General features: G+C 72.9%; 20 protein-coding genes and 1 pseudogene. 12 read left to right on the top strand and 9 right to left on the bottom strand.

The features are described 5' to 3' along the window. Window positions 1–167 precede the first annotated feature (167 nt). A complete protein-coding gene (locus tag ACH4ZX_RS29740; protein WP_398279367.1) occupies window positions 168–1,637 on the top strand; it encodes a pyridoxal phosphate-dependent decarboxylase family protein in 1,470 nt (489 codons plus the stop codon). A gap of 103 nt (window positions 1,638–1,740) precedes the next feature. On the opposite strand, the gene ACH4ZX_RS29735 is transcribed toward ACH4ZX_RS29740, so the two are convergent. Together ACH4ZX_RS29735 and ACH4ZX_RS29730 are read right to left on the bottom strand one after the other, a co-directional pair. Next, on the bottom strand, window positions 1,741–2,031 hold the full coding sequence (locus ACH4ZX_RS29735) for a GlsB/YeaQ/YmgE family stress response membrane protein (protein WP_398279275.1): 291 nt from the start codon (window positions 2,029–2,031) through the stop codon (window positions 1,741–1,743). Between the two features lie 114 nt (window positions 2,032–2,145). Beyond that, on the bottom strand, window positions 2,146–3,264 hold the full coding sequence (locus ACH4ZX_RS29730) for an FAD-dependent oxidoreductase (protein ID WP_398279272.1): 1,119 nt from the start codon (window positions 3,262–3,264) through the stop codon (window positions 2,146–2,148). A 53-nt stretch (window positions 3,265–3,317) separates the two neighbouring features. On the opposite strand from ACH4ZX_RS29730, the gene ACH4ZX_RS29725 reads away from it, so the two are divergent. The 4 genes and pseudogenes from ACH4ZX_RS29725 to ACH4ZX_RS29710 all read left to right on the top strand — a co-directional run bounded on the left by ACH4ZX_RS29725 (window position 3,318) and on the right by ACH4ZX_RS29710 (window position 6,137). Further along, window positions 3,318–4,010: a TetR/AcrR family transcriptional regulator gene (locus ACH4ZX_RS29725; protein ID WP_398279269.1), complete on the top strand. Its 693-nt coding sequence runs from the start codon at window positions 3,318–3,320 to the stop codon at window positions 4,008–4,010. A gap of 342 nt (window positions 4,011–4,352) precedes the next feature. Continuing rightward, the gene (locus tag ACH4ZX_RS29720) at window positions 4,353–4,685 is read left to right on the top strand and encodes a protease inhibitor I42 family protein (protein WP_360757126.1); all 333 of its coding nucleotides are present in this window, start codon (window positions 4,353–4,355) and stop codon (window positions 4,683–4,685) included. Between the two features lie 244 nt (window positions 4,686–4,929). Further along, window positions 4,930–5,364, top strand: a pseudogene (locus tag ACH4ZX_RS29715) (hydrolase); the annotation flags it as partial. Window positions 5,365–5,630: 266 nt separating this feature from the next. Beyond that, window positions 5,631–6,137: a hypothetical protein gene (locus ACH4ZX_RS29710; protein WP_398279373.1), complete on the top strand. Its 507-nt coding sequence runs from the start codon at window positions 5,631–5,633 to the stop codon at window positions 6,135–6,137. 114 nt (window positions 6,138–6,251) lie between these two features. Here the strand turns inward: ACH4ZX_RS29710 and ACH4ZX_RS29705 are convergent, their stop codons facing one another. Then, the gene (locus ACH4ZX_RS29705) at window positions 6,252–6,821 is read right to left on the bottom strand and encodes a dihydrofolate reductase family protein (protein WP_398279265.1); all 570 of its coding nucleotides are present in this window, start codon (window positions 6,819–6,821) and stop codon (window positions 6,252–6,254) included. Window positions 6,822–6,951: 130 nt separating this feature from the next. On the opposite strand from ACH4ZX_RS29705, the gene ACH4ZX_RS29700 reads away from it, so the two are divergent. After that, window positions 6,952–7,521, top strand: coding sequence for a TetR/AcrR family transcriptional regulator (locus tag ACH4ZX_RS29700; RefSeq protein WP_398279262.1), 570 nt, complete (start codon window positions 6,952–6,954; stop codon window positions 7,519–7,521). A 175-nt stretch (window positions 7,522–7,696) separates the two neighbouring features. On the opposite strand, the gene ACH4ZX_RS29695 is transcribed toward ACH4ZX_RS29700, so the two are convergent. Then, window positions 7,697–8,758 (bottom strand): PucR family transcriptional regulator, encoded by a 1,062-nt coding sequence (locus tag ACH4ZX_RS29695; RefSeq protein ID WP_398279259.1) that lies wholly within the window; start codon window positions 8,756–8,758, stop codon window positions 7,697–7,699. Between the two features lie 370 nt (window positions 8,759–9,128). On the opposite strand from ACH4ZX_RS29695, the gene ACH4ZX_RS29690 reads away from it, so the two are divergent. Continuing rightward, complete coding sequence (locus ACH4ZX_RS29690; protein WP_398279252.1) at window positions 9,129–9,287, top strand: hypothetical protein; 159 nt, start codon at window positions 9,129–9,131, stop codon at window positions 9,285–9,287. A 102-nt stretch (window positions 9,288–9,389) separates the two neighbouring features. Here ACH4ZX_RS29690 and htpG read toward each other — a convergent pair whose 3' ends face one another. From htpG to ACH4ZX_RS29670, 4 genes are all read right to left on the bottom strand, one after another. After that, window positions 9,390–11,291 (bottom strand): molecular chaperone HtpG, encoded by a 1,902-nt coding sequence (gene htpG, locus ACH4ZX_RS29685; RefSeq protein ID WP_398279249.1) that lies wholly within the window; start codon window positions 11,289–11,291, stop codon window positions 9,390–9,392. A gap of 142 nt (window positions 11,292–11,433) precedes the next feature. After that, window positions 11,434–12,486 (bottom strand): DUF6745 domain-containing protein, encoded by a 1,053-nt coding sequence (locus ACH4ZX_RS29680; RefSeq protein ID WP_398279246.1) that lies wholly within the window; start codon window positions 12,484–12,486, stop codon window positions 11,434–11,436. Between the two features lie 54 nt (window positions 12,487–12,540). Then, a complete protein-coding gene (locus ACH4ZX_RS29675; protein ID WP_360757111.1) occupies window positions 12,541–12,867 on the bottom strand; it encodes a hypothetical protein in 327 nt (108 codons plus the stop codon). 120 nt (window positions 12,868–12,987) lie between these two features. After that, window positions 12,988–14,202, bottom strand: a complete 1,215-nt coding sequence (locus ACH4ZX_RS29670) for an IS110 family transposase (protein WP_398279243.1) — start codon at window positions 14,200–14,202, stop codon at window positions 12,988–12,990. A 285-nt stretch (window positions 14,203–14,487) separates the two neighbouring features. Between ACH4ZX_RS29670 and ACH4ZX_RS29665 the strand changes: the two genes are divergently transcribed. The 5 genes from ACH4ZX_RS29665 to ACH4ZX_RS29645 are packed head-to-tail and all read left to right on the top strand — an operon-like array spanning window position 14,488 to window position 19,803. After that, a complete protein-coding gene (locus ACH4ZX_RS29665; protein ID WP_398279240.1) occupies window positions 14,488–15,447 on the top strand; it encodes an STM4015 family protein in 960 nt (319 codons plus the stop codon). After that, window positions 15,444–16,712: an STM4014 family protein gene (locus ACH4ZX_RS29660; RefSeq protein ID WP_398279237.1), complete on the top strand. Its 1,269-nt coding sequence runs from the start codon at window positions 15,444–15,446 to the stop codon at window positions 16,710–16,712. The genes ACH4ZX_RS29665 and ACH4ZX_RS29660 overlap by 4 nt, the downstream gene beginning before the upstream one ends. Before the next feature lie 7 nt (window positions 16,713–16,719). After that, window positions 16,720–17,535 (top strand): STM4013/SEN3800 family hydrolase, encoded by an 816-nt coding sequence (locus ACH4ZX_RS29655; RefSeq protein ID WP_398279364.1) that lies wholly within the window; start codon window positions 16,720–16,722, stop codon window positions 17,533–17,535. Continuing rightward, window positions 17,532–18,869 (top strand): STM4012 family radical SAM protein, encoded by a 1,338-nt coding sequence (locus tag ACH4ZX_RS29650; RefSeq protein WP_398279234.1) that lies wholly within the window; start codon window positions 17,532–17,534, stop codon window positions 18,867–18,869. Before ACH4ZX_RS29655 ends, ACH4ZX_RS29650 begins: the two co-directional genes overlap by 4 nt. A 10-nt stretch (window positions 18,870–18,879) precedes the next feature. Continuing rightward, on the top strand, window positions 18,880–19,803 hold the full coding sequence (locus ACH4ZX_RS29645) for an STM4011 family radical SAM protein (protein ID WP_398279231.1): 924 nt from the start codon (window positions 18,880–18,882) through the stop codon (window positions 19,801–19,803). Between the two features lie 29 nt (window positions 19,804–19,832). On the opposite strand, the gene ACH4ZX_RS29640 is transcribed toward ACH4ZX_RS29645, so the two are convergent. Next, the gene (locus tag ACH4ZX_RS29640; RefSeq protein WP_398279228.1) at window positions 19,833–20,927 is read right to left on the bottom strand and encodes a glutamate--cysteine ligase; all 1,095 of its coding nucleotides are present in this window, start codon (window positions 20,925–20,927) and stop codon (window positions 19,833–19,835) included. Window positions 20,928–21,067 lie beyond the last annotated feature (140 nt).

Below are 21,067 nucleotides of genomic sequence, written 5' to 3'. Positions count from 1 at the left end.
CCGCGCCGCAGACCGCGCCGCAGACCGCCCCGCAGACCGCCCCGCAGACCGTCCCCCAGCCTGCCGCGCCGACCGCTGGGCAGACCACCGAGCAGCCCCCCGAGCGGACCCCGGCGCAGACCACCGAGCAGCCCCCCGAGCGGACCCCGGCGCAGACCACCTCCGCGCTGACCGCCTGCGCGCTGCCCGCCGGCCGCCCGGCCGAGGCGCTGCTGGCCGAGCTGCGCGAACTGCGCGCGGGCGACGCCCCGACCCGGGGCGGCCGGACGTTCGCCTACGTCTACGACGCCGGGCTGCCGGAGGCCGACGAGCTGGCCGCCGCCGCGTACGGCGTCTTCGCCACGGTCAACGGCCTTGACCCCACGGTCTTTCCGAGCGTGGCCCGGCTGGAGAACGACGTGGTCGGCGCGGTGAACTCGGTGCTGGGGGCGCCGGGCGCGCAGGGCAGTTTCACCAGCGGCGGCACCGAGTCCATCCTGCTGGCCGTGAAGACGGCCCGCGATCACGCGCGTGCCGTCCGCGGGGTGACCCGGCCTCAGCTGGTGCTGCCGTCCACCGCGCACGCGGCCTTCCACAAGGCCGCCCATTACCTGGGGCTGGAGACGGTGGTGGTGCCCGTCGATCCGGTGACGTTCCGTGCCGACGCGGCGGCCGTCGCGGACGCGTTGACCGACCGCAGCGTCCTGGTGGTCGCGTCGGCGCCGTCGTACGCGCACGGCGTGATGGATCCGGTGACCGAGATCGCGGCGGCCGCCGCGGCGCGGGGTGTGCTGTGCCACGTCGACGCGTGCATCGGCGGCTGGTTCCTGCCGTTCCTGTCCCGCACGGGCCGTACGGTCGAACCGTTCGGGCTCTCGGTGCCCGGGGTGACCTCGGTCTCGGTGGACCTGCACAAGTACGGTTACGCCGACAAGGGGGCGTCCGTGGTCCTGTACCGGGACGCCGAGTTGCGGCGCCACCAGTACTTCGCGCACGCGGACTGGCCCGGCTACCCGGTGGTGAATCCGACCGTGCAGGGCACCAAGCCGGGCGGGCTGCTGGCCCAGGCGTGGGCGGTCCTGCACCACCTCGGCCACGACGGCTACACCGAGCTGGCCCGGCAGGTGGCGCGGGCGGCCGACCGGGTGCTGGCCGGACTGCGCGCCACGGACGGGGTCCGGGTGCTGGGCGAACCGGCGGGCAGCCTGGTCGCGTTCACGGTGACCGGCGCCGGCGCCGGCGGCGCCGGTGATCTGGGGCGGACGCTGCAGGTGGCCGACGAGATGCGCGAACGCGGCTGGTACCTCCAGCCGCAGCTCTCCCACGACGGCCTGCCCCCGAACCTGCACCTGACGCTGACCCCGGCGACGGGCGGCCAGGTCGAGACCCTGCTCGCGGATCTGGCCGAGTCGGTCGCGGCGGCGCGCGCGAGTGAACCGGTGACCGTCGACCCGGCGCTGGCGGAACTCGCCGCCACGCTCGACCCCGACACGCTCACCCCCGAAGAGGTGGCGGGCGTCCTGGCGTTCGCGGGCCTGGGCGGCGGGCGGGGACTGCCGTCACGGACGGCACCGGTGCTGGTGCTGCTGGACGCACTGCCGTCGCGGCTGAAGGAGCGGCTGCTGACGGAGTACATCGGTACGCTCTTCCGCGTCTGAGCGGGAGCGGCACGAGCGCCCCCGTCCGGCGGACGGGGGCGCTCGTCGAACGCGTCTTCTCCTGTTGTGCATTCAGCCGGGCCGACCCGGCGGCCCACACCTGTTACGCGTGGACGTGATGACGTCCGCGACCGTGCCCGCGGCCGGTGAACAGCCGGTACAGCGCGAGCAGGATGACAGAGCCGACGACGGCCGCGATCCAGGTCGACAGGTCGAAGAAGCCGTCGATCGAGTCGACGCCGAATATCACCTTGCCGAGGAATCCGCCGAGCAGCCCTCCGGCGATACCGATGAGCATGGTGATGATGATTCCGCCCGGGTCCTTGCCCGGCATGAGCGCCTTGGCGATGGCGCCCGCGAGCAGGCCGATGACTATCCACGCGATAATGCCCATAGCAGAATGTCTCCTTGCTGTCGGTTCGCCGGACGTGTTTCCCGGCAACACGCCGTCAAACCGCCGCCGGGCGAAGAAGGCGAGCCGTTGGTGCCGGGCTCTCGCGTTCGGCGGTCAGGAAGGCTGGACTTGATCGAAGAGGGCGAGGGCTTCGGCGGGGTCCGGGCTCACGAGGCGCTCCAGACCAGCCGTCGTGATCTTCGCCCACCTGCCGGCCCGTGCCCACATCCGTTCCTCGAAGGCGCGGACGGCCTGGTCCGGATCTCCAGGGGCGGACGTGATGGCCTCGGCGAGTTCGGCGCCCTCCAGCATCGCCAGGTTCGCGCCCGCCCCCAACGGGGGCATCAGATGGGCGGCGTCGCCCAGTAGCGTCACACCGGCGACGTGGGTCCAGGTGTGGGACACGGGCAGGGCGTGGAGGGGGCGGTGGACGAACGCGGTGCCGTGGCGGAGGAGGTCGAGGACGGGAGCGGCCCAGCCGTCGAACAGAGCCAGCAGACTCGATCGCACGGCCTCGACGTCGGCCGGGTCCAGGTGCTCGTGCCGGTCCAGCGGCGCGCGGAACTGGGCGTACACCTTGACGTGGCCGCCGCTGTTGCGCTGGGCGACGAGAGCCCGGTTCACGCCGTACACGGCCACGGAACCGTCGCCGATCAGCCGGGCGAGGCCGGGGTGGCGGGTGTCGACGTCGTCGAGGGAGGTCTCGACCGAGGTGACGCCGGTGTAGTGCGGCGTCACCGGCGAGACCACCGGGCGGGTCCGGGACCAGGCGCCGTCCGCGCCGACCACGAGGTCGAACGTCTCCTGCCGCCCGTCCGCGAAACGGACCAGTACGCCGTCCCGGGTCCCCGGCGCCACCCGCGTCACTTCCCGGCCCCACTGGACGTCGAGAGGGCCGAGCAGCAGGTCACGGAGCTGCCCGCGGTCGATCTCGGGATTGGCCCGGTCATCCGGACCGGGTCGCCAGTCGCGCAGGACGGTCCCGTCCGCGTCCAGGATGCGCATGGCCTGCCCCTCGGGGCGGGACAGCGCCTGGAACTCCGTCAGCAGCCCCGCCTTGTCCAGCGCGAGCTGGCCCAGCCCTTCGTGCAGGTCCAGCGTGCCGCCCGGGGGGCGGGCGTCGGGTGCGGGATCGCGTTCGAAGACGGCGACGGGGCAGCCGTGGCGGTGCAGGACACGGGCGAAGGTGAGGCCCCCGGGGCCGCTCCCGACCACGGCGATACGATGGCTCATGCCGATACACTGTATTGGCGCATTGCGATACATCGCAACAGAACGGTGTGACCATGACTGTGTGGGACCGGCCGGAGCCGCCGGCTCGCCCCGTGCCGCTCGACCGGGAGCGGATCGTCGCCGCCGCCATCGCACTGGCCGACGAGGGCGGGCTGGAGGCGGTGTCGTTGCGCAAGGTCGCCGCCCGGCTGAACGCCGGCCCGATGCGGCTGTACGGATACATCTCCACCAAGCAGGAGCTGTTCGACCTCATGGTGGACGAGGTCCAGGCCGAGATCCTCCCCGAGGAGCGGCCCGGTGACTGGCGGGAGGCGCTGCGCACCCTCGCCCACCGCACCAGGCGGGCCGCTCTGCGTCACGAATGGCTGGCCGACCTGCTCGGCGGCCGCCCGGCCCTGGGCCCGAACGGCCTCGCCGTGACCGAGGCCACGCTGGCCGCCCTCGACGGCCTCACCGACATCGACACCGTCATGCGCGCCGTGGAGACCGTCAGCGCCTATTTCACCGGCGCGATCAGGCGCGAGATCGCGAATCTCCGGGCCGAGCGGGCCACGGGCCTGTCCGAGCGCAACTGGCAGCGCGCCTCCGGCCCGCATGTGACGCGAATGCTGGCCACGGGCCGCTTCCCGGCGCTGGCCAAGGCCGTGCACGACGGCACGGACGTGGACGCCGAGACATCCTTCACGACCGGCCTGGACTGGGTCCTCGACGCGGTGGCCGCCAAACTCACCCGGCCGCCGGCCTGACGCCGGCGAGGGCGGGACGGGGGCCGGGCTCCGCCGTCGCGCTCACCCTTCCCCGGACGCCGTCCTGGCGGCGGCCTCGAAGACCAGCCGTGCGTGCAGTTCGAAGAGATGACCGTGCCCGCGCTCAGCGGCGCGGGCGTCCCGGACGGCTGATCGCGCCTTCCGACGCCGCTGACGCCGCCGCCTCCGGCGCTCACAGCACAGTCGCGATACACCCTTTCGGCGTACATTCCGTTGCGGCGGGAGGGGCGGGTGCGCGCATGGTGGGAGCAACGCCGGGTGACACACCCGGGGACACCCGCTCGGGGGAACACACACAGCGCGAACGACGAGGTGAGCAACATGGCCGCACCCACGACAGTCCGCGAATCACTGGTGCTGAGCGAGAGGGACAACGACGGGCACTTCCCCGTGCCGCCCGAAGGGCAGATCACGGTGGCGCTCGAGGAGAACGGCAGCACGGGCTACTTCTGGGACTACTCGACGTCCGTCGAGATGGAGAAGGTGTTCGACGAGACCGCGATCCGCTTCCCCGACCGCCCCGGATCACCCGGCGTCCGTGTCTTCTCCTTCCGGGCGCCCACCGCGGGCGAGGTGGACCTGAAGTTCATCAAGCACCGGCAGGGCCAGTCCCCGACCGAGACCGAGACGTTCCACATCCGGGTCGTCCGGTAACCGCGAGGTCCTCCCGGGCGCCGGTCGCCCCCTGTCCGAGGCAGTCAGGCACCGCCTGGCTGCCTCGGGCCACGTCTCGCGTCCCGGCGGGGGGGGTACGGCTGACCCCCCTGTGCTTCGACAGGCCTGCCGGATGGTGGCGGCGGAGTCGCTCCACAAGGGTGAAGGGAGTCACCGAACGCGTAAGGACTGAGGAGACCCCGCCCTGCAGACTCGCCGTGCCGTCCTGCTGTCGGCCCTGGCCGTGACCCTGTCCGCCCCCTCCGTGCGCACCGCTGCCGCCGCGCCGCGCAGGGGCGGGCTCGCCGGTCCCGTACGGCTGAAGCTGCCCGCGCTCAGCGGGCCGCACCCCGTGGGGACGGTGTCCCTGCACCTCGTCGACGCCTCACGTCCGGATCCCTGGATCACGTCGCAGCCGTACCGGGAACTCATGGTCAGCGTCCGTTACCCGGCCCGCGACACGGGCGCGTACCCGACCGCGCCCCAGATGCTTTCCGGGGAGGCCGCCGGATTCGCCGCCTTGAACAACTTCACCGATGTGCCCAGCGACGAGGTCGACTGGGCGGCCACGCGCACCCACGCCCATGAAGGGGCCCCGGCCGACCGGGAGAGGGGCCCGTACCCGGTCGTCTGCTACTCCCCCGGGGCCGGGGACCCGCGCTCCCTGGGCAGCACGCTGTGCGACGACCTCGCGTCGCGGGGCTATGTCGTGGTGACACTCGACCACACGTACGACGCCACGGCCGTTCAGTTCCCCCGCGGCCGCGTCGAGAAGACCGTCCTGCCGGCCGAGTTCGGCAAGGCGTACCCGGACCAGGACCGCATCACGGCGCTGCTGCGGAAGACGCTGGCCGTACGGGTGGCCGACACGCGCTTTCTCCCGACGCACTGCCGAGTGCGCTCCCCCGGGATCTGCGCGGCACGCCGGACCTCGGCCGCATCGGCATGTTCGGCCAGTCGGCGGGCGGCTTCACCGCCTTGCAGGCGATGCACGACGACCCGCGCATCGCGGCAGCGGCCGACCTCGACGGCGTGCTGGCGTACGTCCAGGACGACAGCGCCCCCGGCGGTCTTTCGACCGTCGCGGCCGACGGCCTCGACCGCCCTTTCCTGCTGATCGGCAAGGACGGCAACGACCTCGGCACGGTGCCCTCCTGGGACTCGCTGTGGCGGAACAGCCGCGGCCGGCGCCGGTGCCTGACCCTGCGTGGCGCGGAACACGCGACGTACACCGACGCCGAGGCGCTCATCCCGCAGATCGCCGATCGGCTCGGCCTCCCGCGGACGACCGTGGTCGAGAACATCGGCACGATCGCGCCGATGCGCGCGATCACCGCCGAACGGGCCTACCTCGCCGCCTTCTTCGACCGCTGGTTGCGCGGCCGTGACGACGAAGGCCTGTGGGACGGACCGTCGGCCCGCTACCCGGAGGTGCGCTTCCACTCCGGATGACAGGAGCGACGCGGCGCTCGCCGGGAGAGCGGACGCCCCGGCTCCCGAGCGCCGCCCCCACGTCGGCGGCGTCGGTCCCGGCCGCCGGCAGCGCCGGGACGGCGGGCTCGCACGTCACTTCCTCCGGTAGGTGACGATGCTGACGCCGGAGTCGTCGAAGCGGCGGCACGCCGTCGGCACAAAGCCGGGGGCGAAGGGACCGTCGAACAGCGGGATGCCGGTGCCGATGACGACCGGACTGCGCTTGACGATCAGTTCGTCCATCTCGTCGCGGAGCGCGGCGGCCAGCTTGCCGCCGCCGGCGAGCCAGATGCCCTTGCCGTCCCGCTTCTTCAGGTCGCGCACCAGTGCGGCCGGATCGTGCGGGACGATCCTCACCGATGGGTCCGCGGAGGTCAGGGTGCGGGAGACGACGTACTGCTCCAGGTGGGCGTAGGGGCTGGTGATGCCTGCCTTCAGGGCCGGCTCGTAGGTGCCGCGCCCCATGATCACGGTGTCGAAATGCCGGTGCGGGGTGTCTGTGAGGCCGAACGGCCCGCGGACGTGCACCGGCATCGTCTCGGGATACTCGGCGAGAACCGCCTCCCGGACCTCCCCCTCGAAGGGGAGGAAGTCGTAACTGCCGTCCGGTCCGGCGATGTAGCCGTCGAGGGTGGCAGCGACGTAGTAGGTGAGCGTGCGCATCCGGTCTCTCTTCCTGCCGCACACGGCGGAACCCGTCCGGCCCCTGCACAGCATGTTGTACTGTGGTTGAAGTGGTTTGAACATAGTACTTCACATGCAGTGGTGTCAATGAGTTTCCGAGGAGCTGTCGATGCGTCAGAACCCAGCCCGCCGTACCGCCTTGCTCGATGCCGCCATCGAGGTCCTCGCCCGTGAGGGCTCCCGCGGTCTGACCCTGCGCGCCGTCGACAAGGAGGCGGCCGTGCCCACCGGGACGGCGTCCAACTACTTCGCCAATCGCGCCGACATGCTGGCCCAGGTCATGGGACGCACCCGAGAGCGTCTGACCCCGGATCCGGCCGAACTGGCCGGGACGATGACGGCCGAGCCGTCACACGAGCTGGTCAGCGCCCTGATGCAGCAGCTCGTCGACCGCATGCGCCGCGAACGCAGCAGCTACCTGGCCATGCTCGAACTGCGCCTGGAGGCCACCCGGCGGCCCGAACTCCATGCGGAGCTGGCACGTTTCCTCAGCGTCGAACTCGAGGCCAACATCGACTTCCACCTGGGCAGCGGCCTGCCCGGCGACCGCGCCGGGGTGGTCATGCTCTACCTGGCGATGCTGGGGCTGATCGTCGATGACCTGACCGTCCCGGAACTCCTCGCACAGCACCGGCTCGACGCCCTGATCGACGCGATGGTGACGCGCCTCCTCCGGTGAGAGAGGCCGCCCCGCCTTCACCGTGCGCGCACGGAGCAGGGGAAGCGGCGCCGACCTCCCCAGGCGTTGCGCCGCACTCCCCTGCCGCTCGATGCGTGTACCCGCCCGCGACGCCACCACACCTGTCGTGACGCTCGCCCTGCACGTCATCGCCCGGCGTCGTGTGCCGGGGTCGTCACCTGTCGTCGTCCGGCCAGCCCAGGAGCCGGGCGCCGATCACCGCAGTCTGCAGGGTGTAGCGGTGCACGGGGTCGGCCGGGTCGGCGCCGGTGAGCTTGTGGATGCGGGCCAGGCGGTAGGTGAGGGCGCGCACGCTCAGGTTGAGACGACGGGCCGCCTCCGCCGCGACGCAGCCCGCGTCGAAGTAGGCGGTCAGCGTGTCGACGAGCGGTCCGGCGCCGCCGCGTGCCGTCCGCAGCGGGCCGAGGGTGTTGTCGACGAGGTCGACCATGGCCTGCCGGTCACGGGTCAGCACCGGGTAGACGAGGAGGTCGGCATGGCGCAGCACCGGTTCCCGCAGGTGCAGCCGGTCGGCCAACTCCAGGGCGTTGAGCGCCTCTTCGTAGGAGTGCACGACTCCTCCGGCACCCGGGTGGGCGCGCCCGATGGCGACCCGGCCGCCCCCGGTGGCCGCGAGGGCCTGCTCGGCGAAGAAGGTCAGGACGTCGTCCTGGTCCCCGGGGGCGATGCAGACCAGCCGTCCGTCCTTCGTGGTGAGCAGGATGCGCCGCTCGCCGAACCGGCCCGTCACGGCACTCTCGACCTGCCGGGTGGCCGGGTGCGTGTCCTCCACCGGCTCCCCGCCCGGGGCGACGGCGACGGCGTGGGCGCGGGCGAGGAGCAGCCCGAAGCGTTCGGCGCGTTCGGCCAGCCGGCCCAGGTCGCTGCGGCCGTAGAGCAGGTCGTCGACGAACTCCCGGCGCATGGCCTCCTCCTGCCGCACGGCGAGCCGCTGAGCCCTCTCGTGCCCCTCGGCCAGGGCGTCGATCGCCTGCTCGACGGCGGCCAGTACCGCGTGCCCGTCCGCGGCGGACAGGGCGGGCCACCGCTCACGGGTCACGGACAGGTGCCGGCGGACCAGGGCCCGCAGCCCGAAGCCCACCTCGGCGGCGGCCTCGCCCCGCGTGCGCAGCGCCTCCAGTTCGTCCCGCGTGAGGCGGCGTCCCGTCGCGGACGCGTCGGCCACCGTCCGGTCGTAGCCCTCCACGTACTCGTCCGGGATCTCCCGCCCTGTCACCGGTTCCTCCTGTGTTCGTGACGCGTGTCCGTCACGCGCCGCCGGCGTACGTCCGGCGCGGGCCGGGCAGGCCTGACCGACACGCCGCGGCGCCCGAAGCGTCGCTGCAAGGGATCATCGCAGGCCGCCCTCGCCGTCCCGGCACCGCGGTCCTGGCGGAGAGCAGAGTCGGTGTCCGGCATCGACGGGCCGTGAAGACTGCCGGAACACGGCAATGCGCTGTGAGCATGCCAGGTCGAAGATGGTGGTCGGCAGAAACAGGGGGAGATTGCGATGCCGGGCGCAGGCAACAGCGCCCGGCACCGGCTACAAGAGCGGAACTCGGGGCCCCCGGCACACCCCGCACCGGCCCGGTCCACAGGAGCAGTCGATGGTCTTCTTCCTCGCGCCTCTCGTCGTCGCTGTCATGATCGTCGCGAGTGGTACGGCGGTGCTGGTCCGCCGGGACCGGCGGCTCATGGGGCCCGGCTCCGACGCCGTACGCCGGGCCCGTGTGCACCAGCGGCGCTTCCTGCGCGCGGGCGACTGACCGGACGGCCCCGCCTCCCGGACACCGGGGCCGGCGTCCGGGAGGTGTGGGACGGGCTCGCCGGCGTGAGGCTCCGCAAGCCGCGGACCCCGCCCGGCGGAGCTACAGCGTCCGCTCCAACCGCTCCGCCACCGCCTTCACGAACCGTGCCGGCTCCTTCGGCTGGCCGCCCTCCGCGAGCACCGCCAGGTCGCGCAGCAAGGCGGCCGTCTCGACGAGTCCGGAGCGGTCTTCGCGTTCCTGGTAGGCCTGGTTCAGGTGCCGCACGAGCGGATGGCCGGGGTTGAGTTCCAGGATGCGCTTGGTGGCCGGGACCTCCTGGCCCATCGCCCGGTACATGTTCTCCAGCGCCGGGGTGAGGTCGTGGGTGTCGGAGACGACGCAGGCCGGGGAGACGGTGAGCCGGGTCGACAGGCGGACGTCCTTCAGGTCCTCCGCCAGTTGCTCCTTCATCCAGCCGAGCAGACCGGCGTACTCCTCGGCCCGCTTCTCCTTCTCGCCGTCGTCGGCCTGGTCGTCCGACACGGCGTCCAGGCCGGTCTCGCCCTTGGCGACGGACCGCAGCCGCTTGCCCTCGAACTCGCCGACGGCGTCCACCCACACCTCGTCCACGGGGTCGGTGAGCAGCAGGACCTCGATGCCGCGGGCCTGGAACGCCTCCATGTGCGGCGAGTTCTCGATGCTCTGCCGGGACTCGCCGGTCATGTAGTAGATGTCGTCCTGGCCGTCCTTCATGCGCTCCACGTACTGCTGCAGCGTGGTCGGCTCGTCCTCGGAGCGCGTGCTGGCGAAGGACGCGACGGCGAGCAGGGCGTCCCGGTTGTCGGGGTCGCTGAGCAGGCCCTCCTTCAGCACGGCGCCGAACTCCCGCCAGAACGTGGCGTACTTGTCGGGGTCCTTGGCCCGCATCTCCTTGACCGAGGAGAGGACCTTCTTGGTCAGCCGGCGCTGGATCATCCGGATGTGCCGGTCCTGCTGGAGGATCTCGCGGGAGACGTTGAGCGAGAGGTCCTGCGCGTCGACCACGCCCTTGACGAAGCGGAGGTAGGGCGGCAGCAGCGCCTCGCAGTCGTCCATGATCAGCACGCGCTTGACGTACAGCTGGAGGCCGCGCCGGAAGTCCCGGGTGAACAGGTCGGCGGGGGCGTGCTCCGGCAGGAACAGCAGGGCCTGGTACTCGAAGGTGCCCTCGGCCTGGAGGCGGACGGTCTCCAGGGGGTCGCGCCAGTCGTGGCTGACGTGCTTGTACAGGACGTGGTACTCGTCGTCGGAGACCTCCTCGCGCGGGCGCGCCCACAGGGCCTTCATCGAGTTCAGCGTCTCGGGCTCGGGCGTGTCCTCGCCGTCGCCCGGCTTGGGCACGAGCCGGACCGGCCAGGTGATGAAGTCGGAGTACCGCTTGACGATCTCCCTGATCTTCCAGGCGGAGGTGTAGTCGTGCAGGTTGTTCTCGGGGTCGGCGGGCTTGAGGTGGAGCGTGACGGAGGTCCCCTGCGGCGCGTCGGCGACCGTCTCCAGGGTGTACGTCCCCTCGCCGCGCGACGACCAGCGGGTGCCGCCGCTCTCCCCCGCCCGCCGGGTCACCAGGGTCATCTCGTCGGCCACCATGAAGCCGGAGTAGAAGCCGACGCCGAACTGGCCGATGAGCCCCTCGGCCCCGGCCGCGTCCTGCGCCTCCTTCAGCTCCTTGAGGAAGGCGGCCGTGCCGGAGTTGGCGATGGTGCCGATCAGCTTGCCGACCTCGTCGTACGACATCCCGATGCCGTTGTCCCGCACGGTGAGCGTGCGGGTGTCCTCGTCGATCTCGATGTCGATGTGCAGGTCGGACGTGTCGGCCTCGAGGCTGTCGTCGCGCAGTGCGGCCAGGCGCAGTTTGTCGAGCGCGTCGGAGGCGTTGGAGACGAGCTCCCGCAGGAAGACGTCCTTGTTCGAGTAGACCGAGTGGATCATCAGCTGGAGCAGCTGACGGGCCTCTACCTGGAACTCCAACGTTTCGGTCGGCATGGTTCGCGTGTCCCCCACAGGTCACTGGGTCGCCGGAACAGGTCAATTGAGCTCACTGTAAAACACCGGGTCAGGCCCGCGACGGCATTGTCCGGGGTACGACGGCGGCGCCTCAGCGGCCCGGCTCCGCCGCCGGCCCGGGTCAGGTCTCCCGCACCGGCGCGTACTCGGCGGCCGGCACGCCGAACGTCCAGGCGACGCCCGCCTTGGCGGTGCGGGTGGAGGGGGGTACGCGGAGCCAGTAGGTGCGCCGGGTGCCGTCCGGTTCCGGCGTGGAGTTGAGCACCTCGACCATCACCACGGGCTCGTCGTCGGCCAGGTCGATCCGCCACAGGGTGCCCGTCTCGTCCTGGTGCACCGGCCGGGCGCCCGAGTCCGCGAGGTAGCGGTCGTATCCGTAGTACTCCAGCATCACCCGGCGCAGCTCCGCGTTCTCCTCGGAGCGGATGCGTTCCGGTGTCAGGGAAAGCAGTTCCGCGACGAAGGCGGGCGGCACGGGCATGCCGCGCCAGGCGTGCAGGGCGAACCCGTCGGGGTAGGCGAGTGCCGGTCCGGTGCCGCAGTCGAGCCGGCCGGCCTCGTCGCGGTGCAGGGCCACGGGCCGCTCGGAGACCACCGCCACGCGTTCGTACGGCCACCACCAGCCGGCGCTGCGGCTCACCTCGGCGAGCGCGCCGAGCGGGCCGGTGCCGGCGGGGAACGCGGCGAGCCACGGCGCGTCGTGCTGTCCGAGGACGGCGTCCAGGAGGAGCAGCCGGACCTCCGCGGCCTCCTTGCCGGTGTCGCGGCCCACGAGTTCCTCGAGCAGCCCGGCGGTGATCCGGTCGACGAGGGCCTGGACGGACGCCCACAGCCGTCCCCCGGTCGCCGCCCAGTGCGCCGACCAGCCCGCCGCTCCGAGCTCGGCGTGCAGCCGGCGTCTCTCCAGCGCCCAGGGTGCGGTGCGCACCGCCTCGCGCACGCTGGGCCCGCGGTCCGGGAGCTGCCGTATCAGCTCGACGGCCGCGCGCGGGGAGCCGGCCCACACCACCTGCTCCGGTTCCGCGAGCCCCGCCCGCCGGTACGCCCGGCGGACGCCCTCCTCGGCGGCCGCCCGGTCGGCGGGGCCGGTCGCCCACGCGCACGCCCGCCACGCGTCGAGACCGTCGGCGGCGGTGTCACGCGCCGCCGCCTGGTCGGTGCCCGTCATGTCCATGTACCCTCCACGAGGTTTTTTCCGTCCGTCATCTCGCCCTCCCTCACTCGTCGTTCAGTCGGCGACGATCCGGACGGACCCGGGCACGTACTCCCGCTGCCTGATCACCCGGTACCACCCCTTCGGCAGCGGGATCGCCGCGTGTTCCTCGTGCACCACCCGGCCGCCCTGGGGCAGGTGCAGCAGCAGCGGCCCGAGGGGGCCCGGCTCACGCACCAGCTCGCCCGGCCCGACGACCGCGTGGGCGTGCCCGGTGACCTCGCCCAGCGCCAGCACCAGCCGGCCCCGCCCGTCCCGCTGTTCCCTGGGCGCGTGTGCCACGTGCGCCGGGACCGCTTCCTCCGTCACGGGCACGATCAGCACGTCTCCCTGCCGGTACATGGCTCTCCCCTCACCGCCGGGTGCGCAGCGCACCGGCCTCATGACCACGACCGTAGGGGCCGGCACTGACAACGCCCCGGATCCCGCCCCGGCGGCGGGCGTTGATGCTCCTATTGCTCGTCAAGCGGCTTGGAGCCAGTCGCGGTAGGCGCGGGCGAGGGTGTCGTCGCGGCGGATTCCTCGTTCCGGGGTGGAGACGGTGGCCGGCCAGAGTCCGAAGTGGCGGGCTGCGGCAGTGAGGGTGATGTTCTTGGCCTGCCGCAGAGGACGCAGGTCGGCGATGCCGGGGACGGCGACAGCGGTGGTGAGGCAGCGGAACATCTCACGGGCGATGGCCCGTTTCAGGAGCCGGATGATCTCCTTCTTCGTCCGGCCCGCGGCGGTCTGCCGGGCCACGTATTCGCGGGTGCGCAAGTCGCTGGACATGCGGACGAGGGCGATGCGGTAGAGGGCGGCGTTGGCGGCCCGGTCGCCGCCGCGGGAGAGGCGGTGGCGGTTCGTTCTGCCGCTGGAGGCGGGGACCGGGGCGGCTCCGCAGAGGGCGGCGAAGGAAGCCTCGGTCCGCATGCGGTCGGGATTGCCGCCGGCGGTGACCAGCAGCTGGGCGGCGGTGTCGGGGCCGACTCCGTGGACGGCCCGCAGGCCGGGGTTGTGGGCGGTGACCTCGCTGTCCAGGGCCCGGGTCAGGGCTTCGTGTTCGGCGGTCAGTTCTCTGACACGCCGGGCGAGGCTCTTGAGCGCGGTGAGGACCGCGGTGTGGACGGCGTCCCCGGCCGGCCGCAGCCGGGCCAGGGTGTCGGTGCGGTCTGTTCCCTTCAGGCGGCCGTACTTGGCGCGGACGGCCTCGGGCGCGCTGATGAGGATGTGCCCGATCTGGTTCAGGGCGGCGGTGCGGGCCTTGACGGCGGAGCGGGCGGCGTTGTGCAGGGCGCGTATCCCCGCGACGGTGTCGTCCTTGGGCGCGCCGGAGGCCCGTCCGGACAGGGCGGCGCGGGCGGCGGCGTAGGCGTCGATGGGATCGGACTTTCCGATGCGGCGCCGTTCGGCCCGGTCGGGCCGGTTGACCTCCACCACGTGAAGGCCCGCCGGGCGGGCGGCCCGGGTGAAGCCGGCCCCGTAGGAGGCGGTGCCTTCCACGCCGATCGCGACCACGTGTCCGTGCGCGGTCAGGAAGGCCAGCGCCGCGGCATACCCGGCGGCGGTGGTGGCGAACTCGGCGTCCGCGAGGTGACCGCCGTTGTCGCTGATGACAGCGACGTGAACCGTGTCGGCGTGGGAATCGACCCCGCCGATCACGTTCTGGTCGGCTGTGTCCTGTGCCGCCACTGCTGTCATGCTGGTAACGCCTTCCTAGCCGGAGGCAGGCGTCGGCCGGGTGGCGCAGACAGGACATTGAGGGGGCTTCTGACCAAGCTCCTATCAGGTCATGTTCCGCCCGGCCGAAGCCATGAGAACAAGCCCCGGCGGCCGGACAGAACAACGGGAGGACAACCCAGCAGGGCGTCAGTCAGTGCCCGAGCCACGACCACCGGAACCTGCGTACCACTATCAATGTCAGTGCCTGTTGGTAGAACTGCCGACATCACCAGCCACGCCCTTCCTCGTCCCAGGAGCAGCCGCATGACCATCAACAGCCATCTCGACGCGTTGTACCGGCTGCCCGCCCACACGTTCCCGGGCCCCGGCGCGGAGGCCGGGAACCTGCCCGACGCGGACGCCGTCGCCTGGCGGATCACCAGCGACGTGTACGACGCCGACGAGCAGTGGACCGACGCCTTCGCACGTTTCTGCGCCGCGGTCGACACCACCCGGGTGCGGGCCCTGATCGTGGGCGCCTGGCAGGAGGCCTACGAGACCGCGCCTTCCGCCGTCGTGTCGGCCCTGTTGGCCGCGCGGGACCGCTTCCCCGCGCTGCGTGCGCTGTTCTTCGGCGACATCGTGATGGAGGAGTGCGAGATCTCCTGGATCACCCAGACCGATGTCACCCCGCTGCTGAACGGCTTCCCCGCGCTGGAGGTGTTCGGGGTGCGCGGCGGGTCGAACCTGCGGTTCGACGGCGTGCGCCACGAGGCGCTGCGCGAACTCGTCGTGCAGGCGGGCGGGTTGCCCGGCCACGTGGTGCGCGGGATCGGCGCCTGCGACCTGCCCGCGCTGGCCCACCTCGACCTGTGGCTCGGCACCCCCGACTACGGCGGCGACAGCGAGGTCTCCGACCTGGAGCCCATCCTGTCCGGCGCCCGGTTGCCGCGGCTGCGTCATCTGGCCCTGCGCAACAGCGAGATGCAGGACGCCGTGGCCGCGGCCCTCGCCTCCGCCCCCGTCGTCGCGCAGTTGGAGGTGCTGGACCTGTCCATGGGCGTGCTGACCGACGAGGGAGCCGGCGCGCTGCTCGGGGGTCAGCCGCTCACCCACCTGAAGAAGCTGGACCTCCACCACCACTACCTGAGCGAGTCCTTCGTGGACCGCGTGCTCAAGACGCTGGAACCGGCGGGCGTGGAGGTCGATCTCTCCCGCGACGACGCCGAGGAGGACACCGAGGACGACGGCACGGTCTGGCGCTACGTCGCCGTGGGCGAGTGAGCACGCGGTCCGGCACCCGGCCGCGCTTCGCCGTGGTCGGCAACCCCGAGAACCGCCGGGTGGCCCTGTTCGCCGACGCGGTGCGCGCGGCCGGTCTGCCCGGCCCGCGCGTCGTGTCCTGGGCGGGCGTCCTGCGCGACGAGGGGGCGGACTTCGCCGCCGAGGAGATCGTCCGGATCGACTCCCCCGGCGAGAACGCCGAGGTCGACCGGCTGCTCAGGGGCACTTCGGACGCCACCCGGGTGGAGGGCTCGGCACGCTGGTACGCCGGGTTCACCGCCGCGCTGCGCACGCTGCGCGGCGGCGTCCGCCTGGACGACGTCGACGACCTCGCCGTGCTGTTCGACAAGCGCCGCTGCCACGGCGTACTGCGCGCGGCCGGGGTTCCCGTCCCGGCCTCGCCCACGTCCGGCCCGGACGGCGCCCGGGTGCGCGGCTGGGACGACGTACGCGCGCTGATGCGCGAGCACCGCATGCCCCGGCTGTTCGTCAAGCCCGCCCACGGGTCGTCCGCGTCCGGGGTGCTCGCCGTCGAGGCGGGCGGCGGCCGGATCAGGGCCACCACCTCCGTGGAGATCGCCGCCGACGGCCGGCTGCACAACTCGCTGAAGGTGCGCCGCTACGAGCGCGAAGCGGACATCGCCGACATCGTCGACGCGCTCGCGCCCGACGGGCTGCATCTCGAGCGCTGGCTGCCCAAGGCCTCCCAGCACGGACGGGTCACCGACCTGCGGGTGGTCGTGGTGGCCGGCCGGGCCACCCACGCCGTGGTCCGCACCAGCCGCACCCCGCTGACCAACCTCCATCTCGGCGGCAGCCGCGGCGACCTGGACGCGGCCCGGCAGGCCGTCGAGGCGGCGGGCGCCCGCTGGGCCGACGTGCTGGAGGTGTGCGAGCGGGCCGCGGCCTGCTTCCCGCGCACCCTGTGCGTCGGCGTGGACCTGCTGCCGGCGGTCGGCTGGCGCAGGGCGTTCGTCGGCGAGGTCAACGCCTTCGGGGATCTGCTGCCCCGGCTGACCGGCCTGCCCGGCAGCGGCGCCGAAGGCCTGGACACCTACGCCGCGCAGGTGACGGCCGCCCTGCGCGCGCACGCCCGGACCGGCCCGACCGAGCCGCCGCCCGGCCCGACCCGCCCGCACTCCGGCCCGCTCGAACCGCACGACCCGCTCCACCCGCACGACCAGCACGACCCGCTCCACCCGCTCCACCCGCTCCACCCGCTCCACCCGCACAGAACAGGAACACCGCGTGCCCGTACCCGATGAGCCCGACATGAACGAGGTCGTCGGCCGCCACGACATCCTCCTCGTCACGCTCGACACGCTCCGCTACGACGTGGCCGCCGAGCTGGCGGCCGAGGGCCGTATCCCGCATCTCGCCCGCCGTCTCCCCGGCGGCGCCTGGGAGAAGCGGCACGCGCCGGGCAGCTTCACCTACGCCTCCCACCAGGCGATGTTCGCCGGATTCCTGCCGACCCCGGCGACGCCCGGACCGCATCCCCGGCTGTTCGCGGCGCGCTTCGCCGGCAGCGAGACCACCGCCGCCCGCACCTTCGTCCACGACACCCCGGACCTGGTCTCCGGGCTGGCGGAGGCGGGCTACCACACCGTGTGCATCGGGGGCGTGGGCTTCTTCAACAAGCAGGGCCCGCTCGGCTCGGTCCTGCCGGGCCTGTTCCAGGAGTCCCACTGGGAGACGGAGTTCGGCGTCACCTCGCCCCACTCCTTCGAGCACCAGATCGCCCGCGCCGAGCAGGTCGTCGCCCGACTGCCCGCCGAGCAGCGGCTGTTCCTCTTCGTGAACGTCTCGGCCCTGCACCAGCCGAACTGGTTCCACCTGCCCGGCGCGACCCGCGAGGCCGGTGACACCCGCGAGACGCACGCCGCCGCGCTGGAGTACGTGGACCGGCACATCGGCCGCCTCTTCGCCGCCGCGAGCTCCCGCCGCCGGTGCTTCGCGATCGTCTGCTCCGACCACGGCACCGCCTACGGCGACGACGGCTTCACCGGCCACCGCCTCGGCCACGAGTCCGTGTGGACCGTGCCGTACGCCCACTTCTTCCTCGACCCCGCCGAGGCCGTCCGATGACCACCGCACAGCTCACCGGCCCGTACCAGCACTACGTGTACGCCTACCCGCACAAGACCGCCTACCGCGCGCTGCCGGACCGTCCGCCGCTGCGGTCCCTGTGGGCGGCGGAGGACAAGAGGGCCCTCTCCCTCTACCTGCACATACCGTTCTGCGAGGTCCGCTGCGGCTTCTGCAACCTTTTCACCCGCATCGGCGCCCCCGACGGCCTGACCGGCGCCTACCTGGACGCGCTGGCACGGCAGGCCGACGCCGTGCGCGAGGCCCTCGGCGACCCCGGCGACGTCCGGTTCGCCACCGCTGCCTTCGGCGGCGGCACCCCCACCTTCCTCACCGCGGCCGAACTGGAGCGCCTCTGCGACATCGCCGAGCGGCGGATGGGCGCCGACCTGCGCGCCGTTCCCCTGTCCGTCGAGGCCTCGCCCGCCACGGCCACCGCCGACCGGCTCGCCGTCCTCGCGGACCGCGGCACCACGCGCCTCAGCCTGGGCGTGCAGAGCTTCGTCGACTCCGAGGCGCGTTCCGCCGTACGCCCGCAGCGCCGCTCCGACGTCGAGGCCGCGCTCGCGCGCATCCGGGACACCTCCGTCCCGGTGCTCAACATCGACCTCATCTACGGCATCGACGGCCAGACCGAGCGGACCTGGCTCCAGTCCCTGGACGCGGCCCTGGCCTGGCGGCCCGAGGAGCTCTACCTGTACCCGCTCTACGTCCGCCCGCTGACCGGCCTGGGACGGCACCGCACCGCTCCCGGACCCGACCCGGCCTGGGACGAGCAACGGCTGCGGCTGTACCGCGCGGGCCGCGACCACCTCCTCGCTCACGGCTACACCCAGCAGTCCATGCGGATGTTCCGCCGGGCCGACGCCCCGCCGCAGGGCGCCGACGACTACGCCTGCCAGACCGACGGCATGATCGGCCTGGGCTGCGGCGCCCGCTCCTACACCAGCACGCTGCACTACTCCTTCGACTACGCGGTCGGTATGCACGAGATCCGCGGCATCATCGACTCCTACGTCGCCACGGCGGACTTCGCCCACGCGGAGATCGGCTACCGCGTCGACGCGCACGAGGCGCGCCGCCGCCACCTCCTGCAGTCCCTCCTGCAGGCCGAGGGCCTGGCGGCCGCCGACTACCGCGCCCGCTTCGGCGGCGCCCCCGCCGACGACTTCGGGGCCGAACTCCAGCGCCTCGCCGACCGCGGCTGGCTGGCCGACACCGGCCCCGCCCACCTGCGCCTGACCCCGGAGGGCCTCGCCCACTCCGACGCCATCGGCCCGGAACTGTTCTCCCCGGCCGTCCGGGCCGCCATGGCCGCCTACGACAGGAAGTGACCGACCCGCCATGGACCTGACCGTCCTGTACCGGGGCCCGCTCGCCTCCTGCGACTACGACTGCCCCTACTGCCCGTTCGCCAAGCGGCGCGACTCCCCGGCCGAGCTCCGCGCCGACCGCGCCGCCCTGGAGCGTTTCGCGCGGTGGGCGGGCAGCCAGCGCGACGACCGCCTGTCCCTGCTGTTCACCCCGTGGGGCGAGGGCCTGGTGCGTTCCTGGTACCGGCGCACCCTCACCGAGCTGTCCCACCTGCCGCACATCCGCCGGGTCGCCATCCAGACCAACCTCAGCTGCCGCACCGACTGGCTCGCCGGGGCCGACCTCGCCACCCTCGCCCTGTGGTGCACCTACCACCCGGGCCAGACGCCCTACGACCGCTTCCTCGCCAAGTGCCGCGAACTCGCCATCCTCGGTGTCCGGTTCAGCGTCGGCGTCGTAGGGCTGCCCGAGCACCTGGCGGCGGCCCGCCGGCTGCGCGCCGATCTGCCCGGCCACGTCTACCTGTGGATCAACGCGGCCGAGGGGCACACCTATCAGGACGCCGAGGCCGACGAGTGGACCGCGCTCGACCCGCTGTTCCCCTACAGTCGCCGGCCGCACGCCAGTGCCGGGCTGCCCTGCCGCACCGGCGACACCGTCGTCTCGGTCGACGGCGCCGGCACCGTACGCCGCTGCCACTTCGTCCGCGACGAACTGGGCAACCTCTACGACGGCTCCTACCGCGCCGCCCTGCGCCCCCGGCCGTGCCCGCTGGCCTCCTGCGACTGCCACATCGGGTATGTGCACCTGGAGACCCTGCCGCTGTACGACGTCTTCGCGGGCGGCGTCCTGGAACGCGTCCCGGCCGCCGTGCCCGCCCCGCCGTCCGCCACCCGGCTGCCCGCACCGGCGTCCGCCACCCGGCTGCCCGCACCGCGGTCCCGGGGGCGGTGAGCACGCCGGACCGGCCGGGGGCCGCCTCGTCAGGTCATGCCGCTCTGGGCACTGATCAGGTCGGTCACCGCGCGCAGGCCGCCCTCGGCGAGGGCGGCGCGCTGCCGGTCCGCGCCGGTGCCGTCCTGCAGCAGCCGGTGGGTCAGCGAGGTCACCTGCCGGGTGTCACCGGACACGTCGAGCGCGGGAGCGACGTACCGCAGGAGTTCGTACAGCACGTCGCCGGCCCGGCGGGGCCGGCCGATCGGGTCGACCAGGGTGCCGCCCAGGCCGTGGCGGGCGGCGTGCCACATGCTCGCCTGCAGCAGTTCGGGGGCGCACTCGAGGGCGGGAGCTCCGGCGGCCACCTCCGTCAGGGCGGTGTCCACCAGGGCGCGGACGATCCCCGCGAGCATCACCGCGTCGTCCACCCGGAGCTGGACGTCCGGACACCGCACCTCGAGGGTGGGGTACCGGTCCGAGAGGCGGGCCTGCCAGTACAGCTGACCGGTGTCGGAGATGAGTCCGCTCTCCAGGAGGCGCTGCACGCGGTGGTCGTAGTCGGCGACGTCGTGGAAGTGCGGGGGGACGCCGCTGACCGGCCAGCGGCTGAAGATCACCGTGCGCCAGCTCGCGAAGCCGGTGTCGTGGCTGTCCCACAGCGGGGAGTTGGCCGACATGGCCGTGAGCGTCGGCAGCCAGACCCGGAGGCGGTTCAGCACCTGCACGCCCTCCTCGCGTCCGGGGACGGCGACGTGCACGTGCATGCCGTTGACCAGCTGCTCCGCCACCAGCTGCGGCGCCTGCGTGACCATGGCCCGGTACCGTGCCTGGTCGGTGACCGCCACCGGACGACCGTGCCGCACGGGCGGTGTCCCACAGGCCGCGATCCGGCAGCCGTGCTCCTCAGCGGCCACTCCCACGGCGTGCCGCAGCCGCAGCAGGTGCCCTCCGATCTCCTCCAGGGCGCCGCACACCGGCGTGGCCACCTCGACCTGCGCCTGGAGCAGTTCGTACTGCACCTCCTGGTCGGCCACGAGATGTCCCAGGCCCGCCGCGACGCGGACCTTGTCCGCCTGCGGCACCGGCAGGCCCGTGACCGGGTCGAGCAGCAGAAACTCTTCTTCCACGCCGATCGTCGTCATCGACCGCCCTCTGTTCCGCCCGGCTGCCGGGCTGCCGGGCCGGGTCCCGATGCGCCGGCCGGCCGGCGTGTCTCCCGCGGTGACGGCCGCCTCGGAGGGGCGGGGTCACGTGCGGGGAGATCCGAGTGCCGTAGCCAGAT

Origin of the sequence: Streptomyces sp. NPDC020490, assembly GCF_044335305.1 — a bacterium.
Lineage (GTDB): Bacteria > Actinomycetota > Actinomycetes > Streptomycetales > Streptomycetaceae > Streptomyces.
Note: the sequence above shows the minus strand (reverse complement) of the source record. Positions and strands in the feature narration are given on the sequence as shown.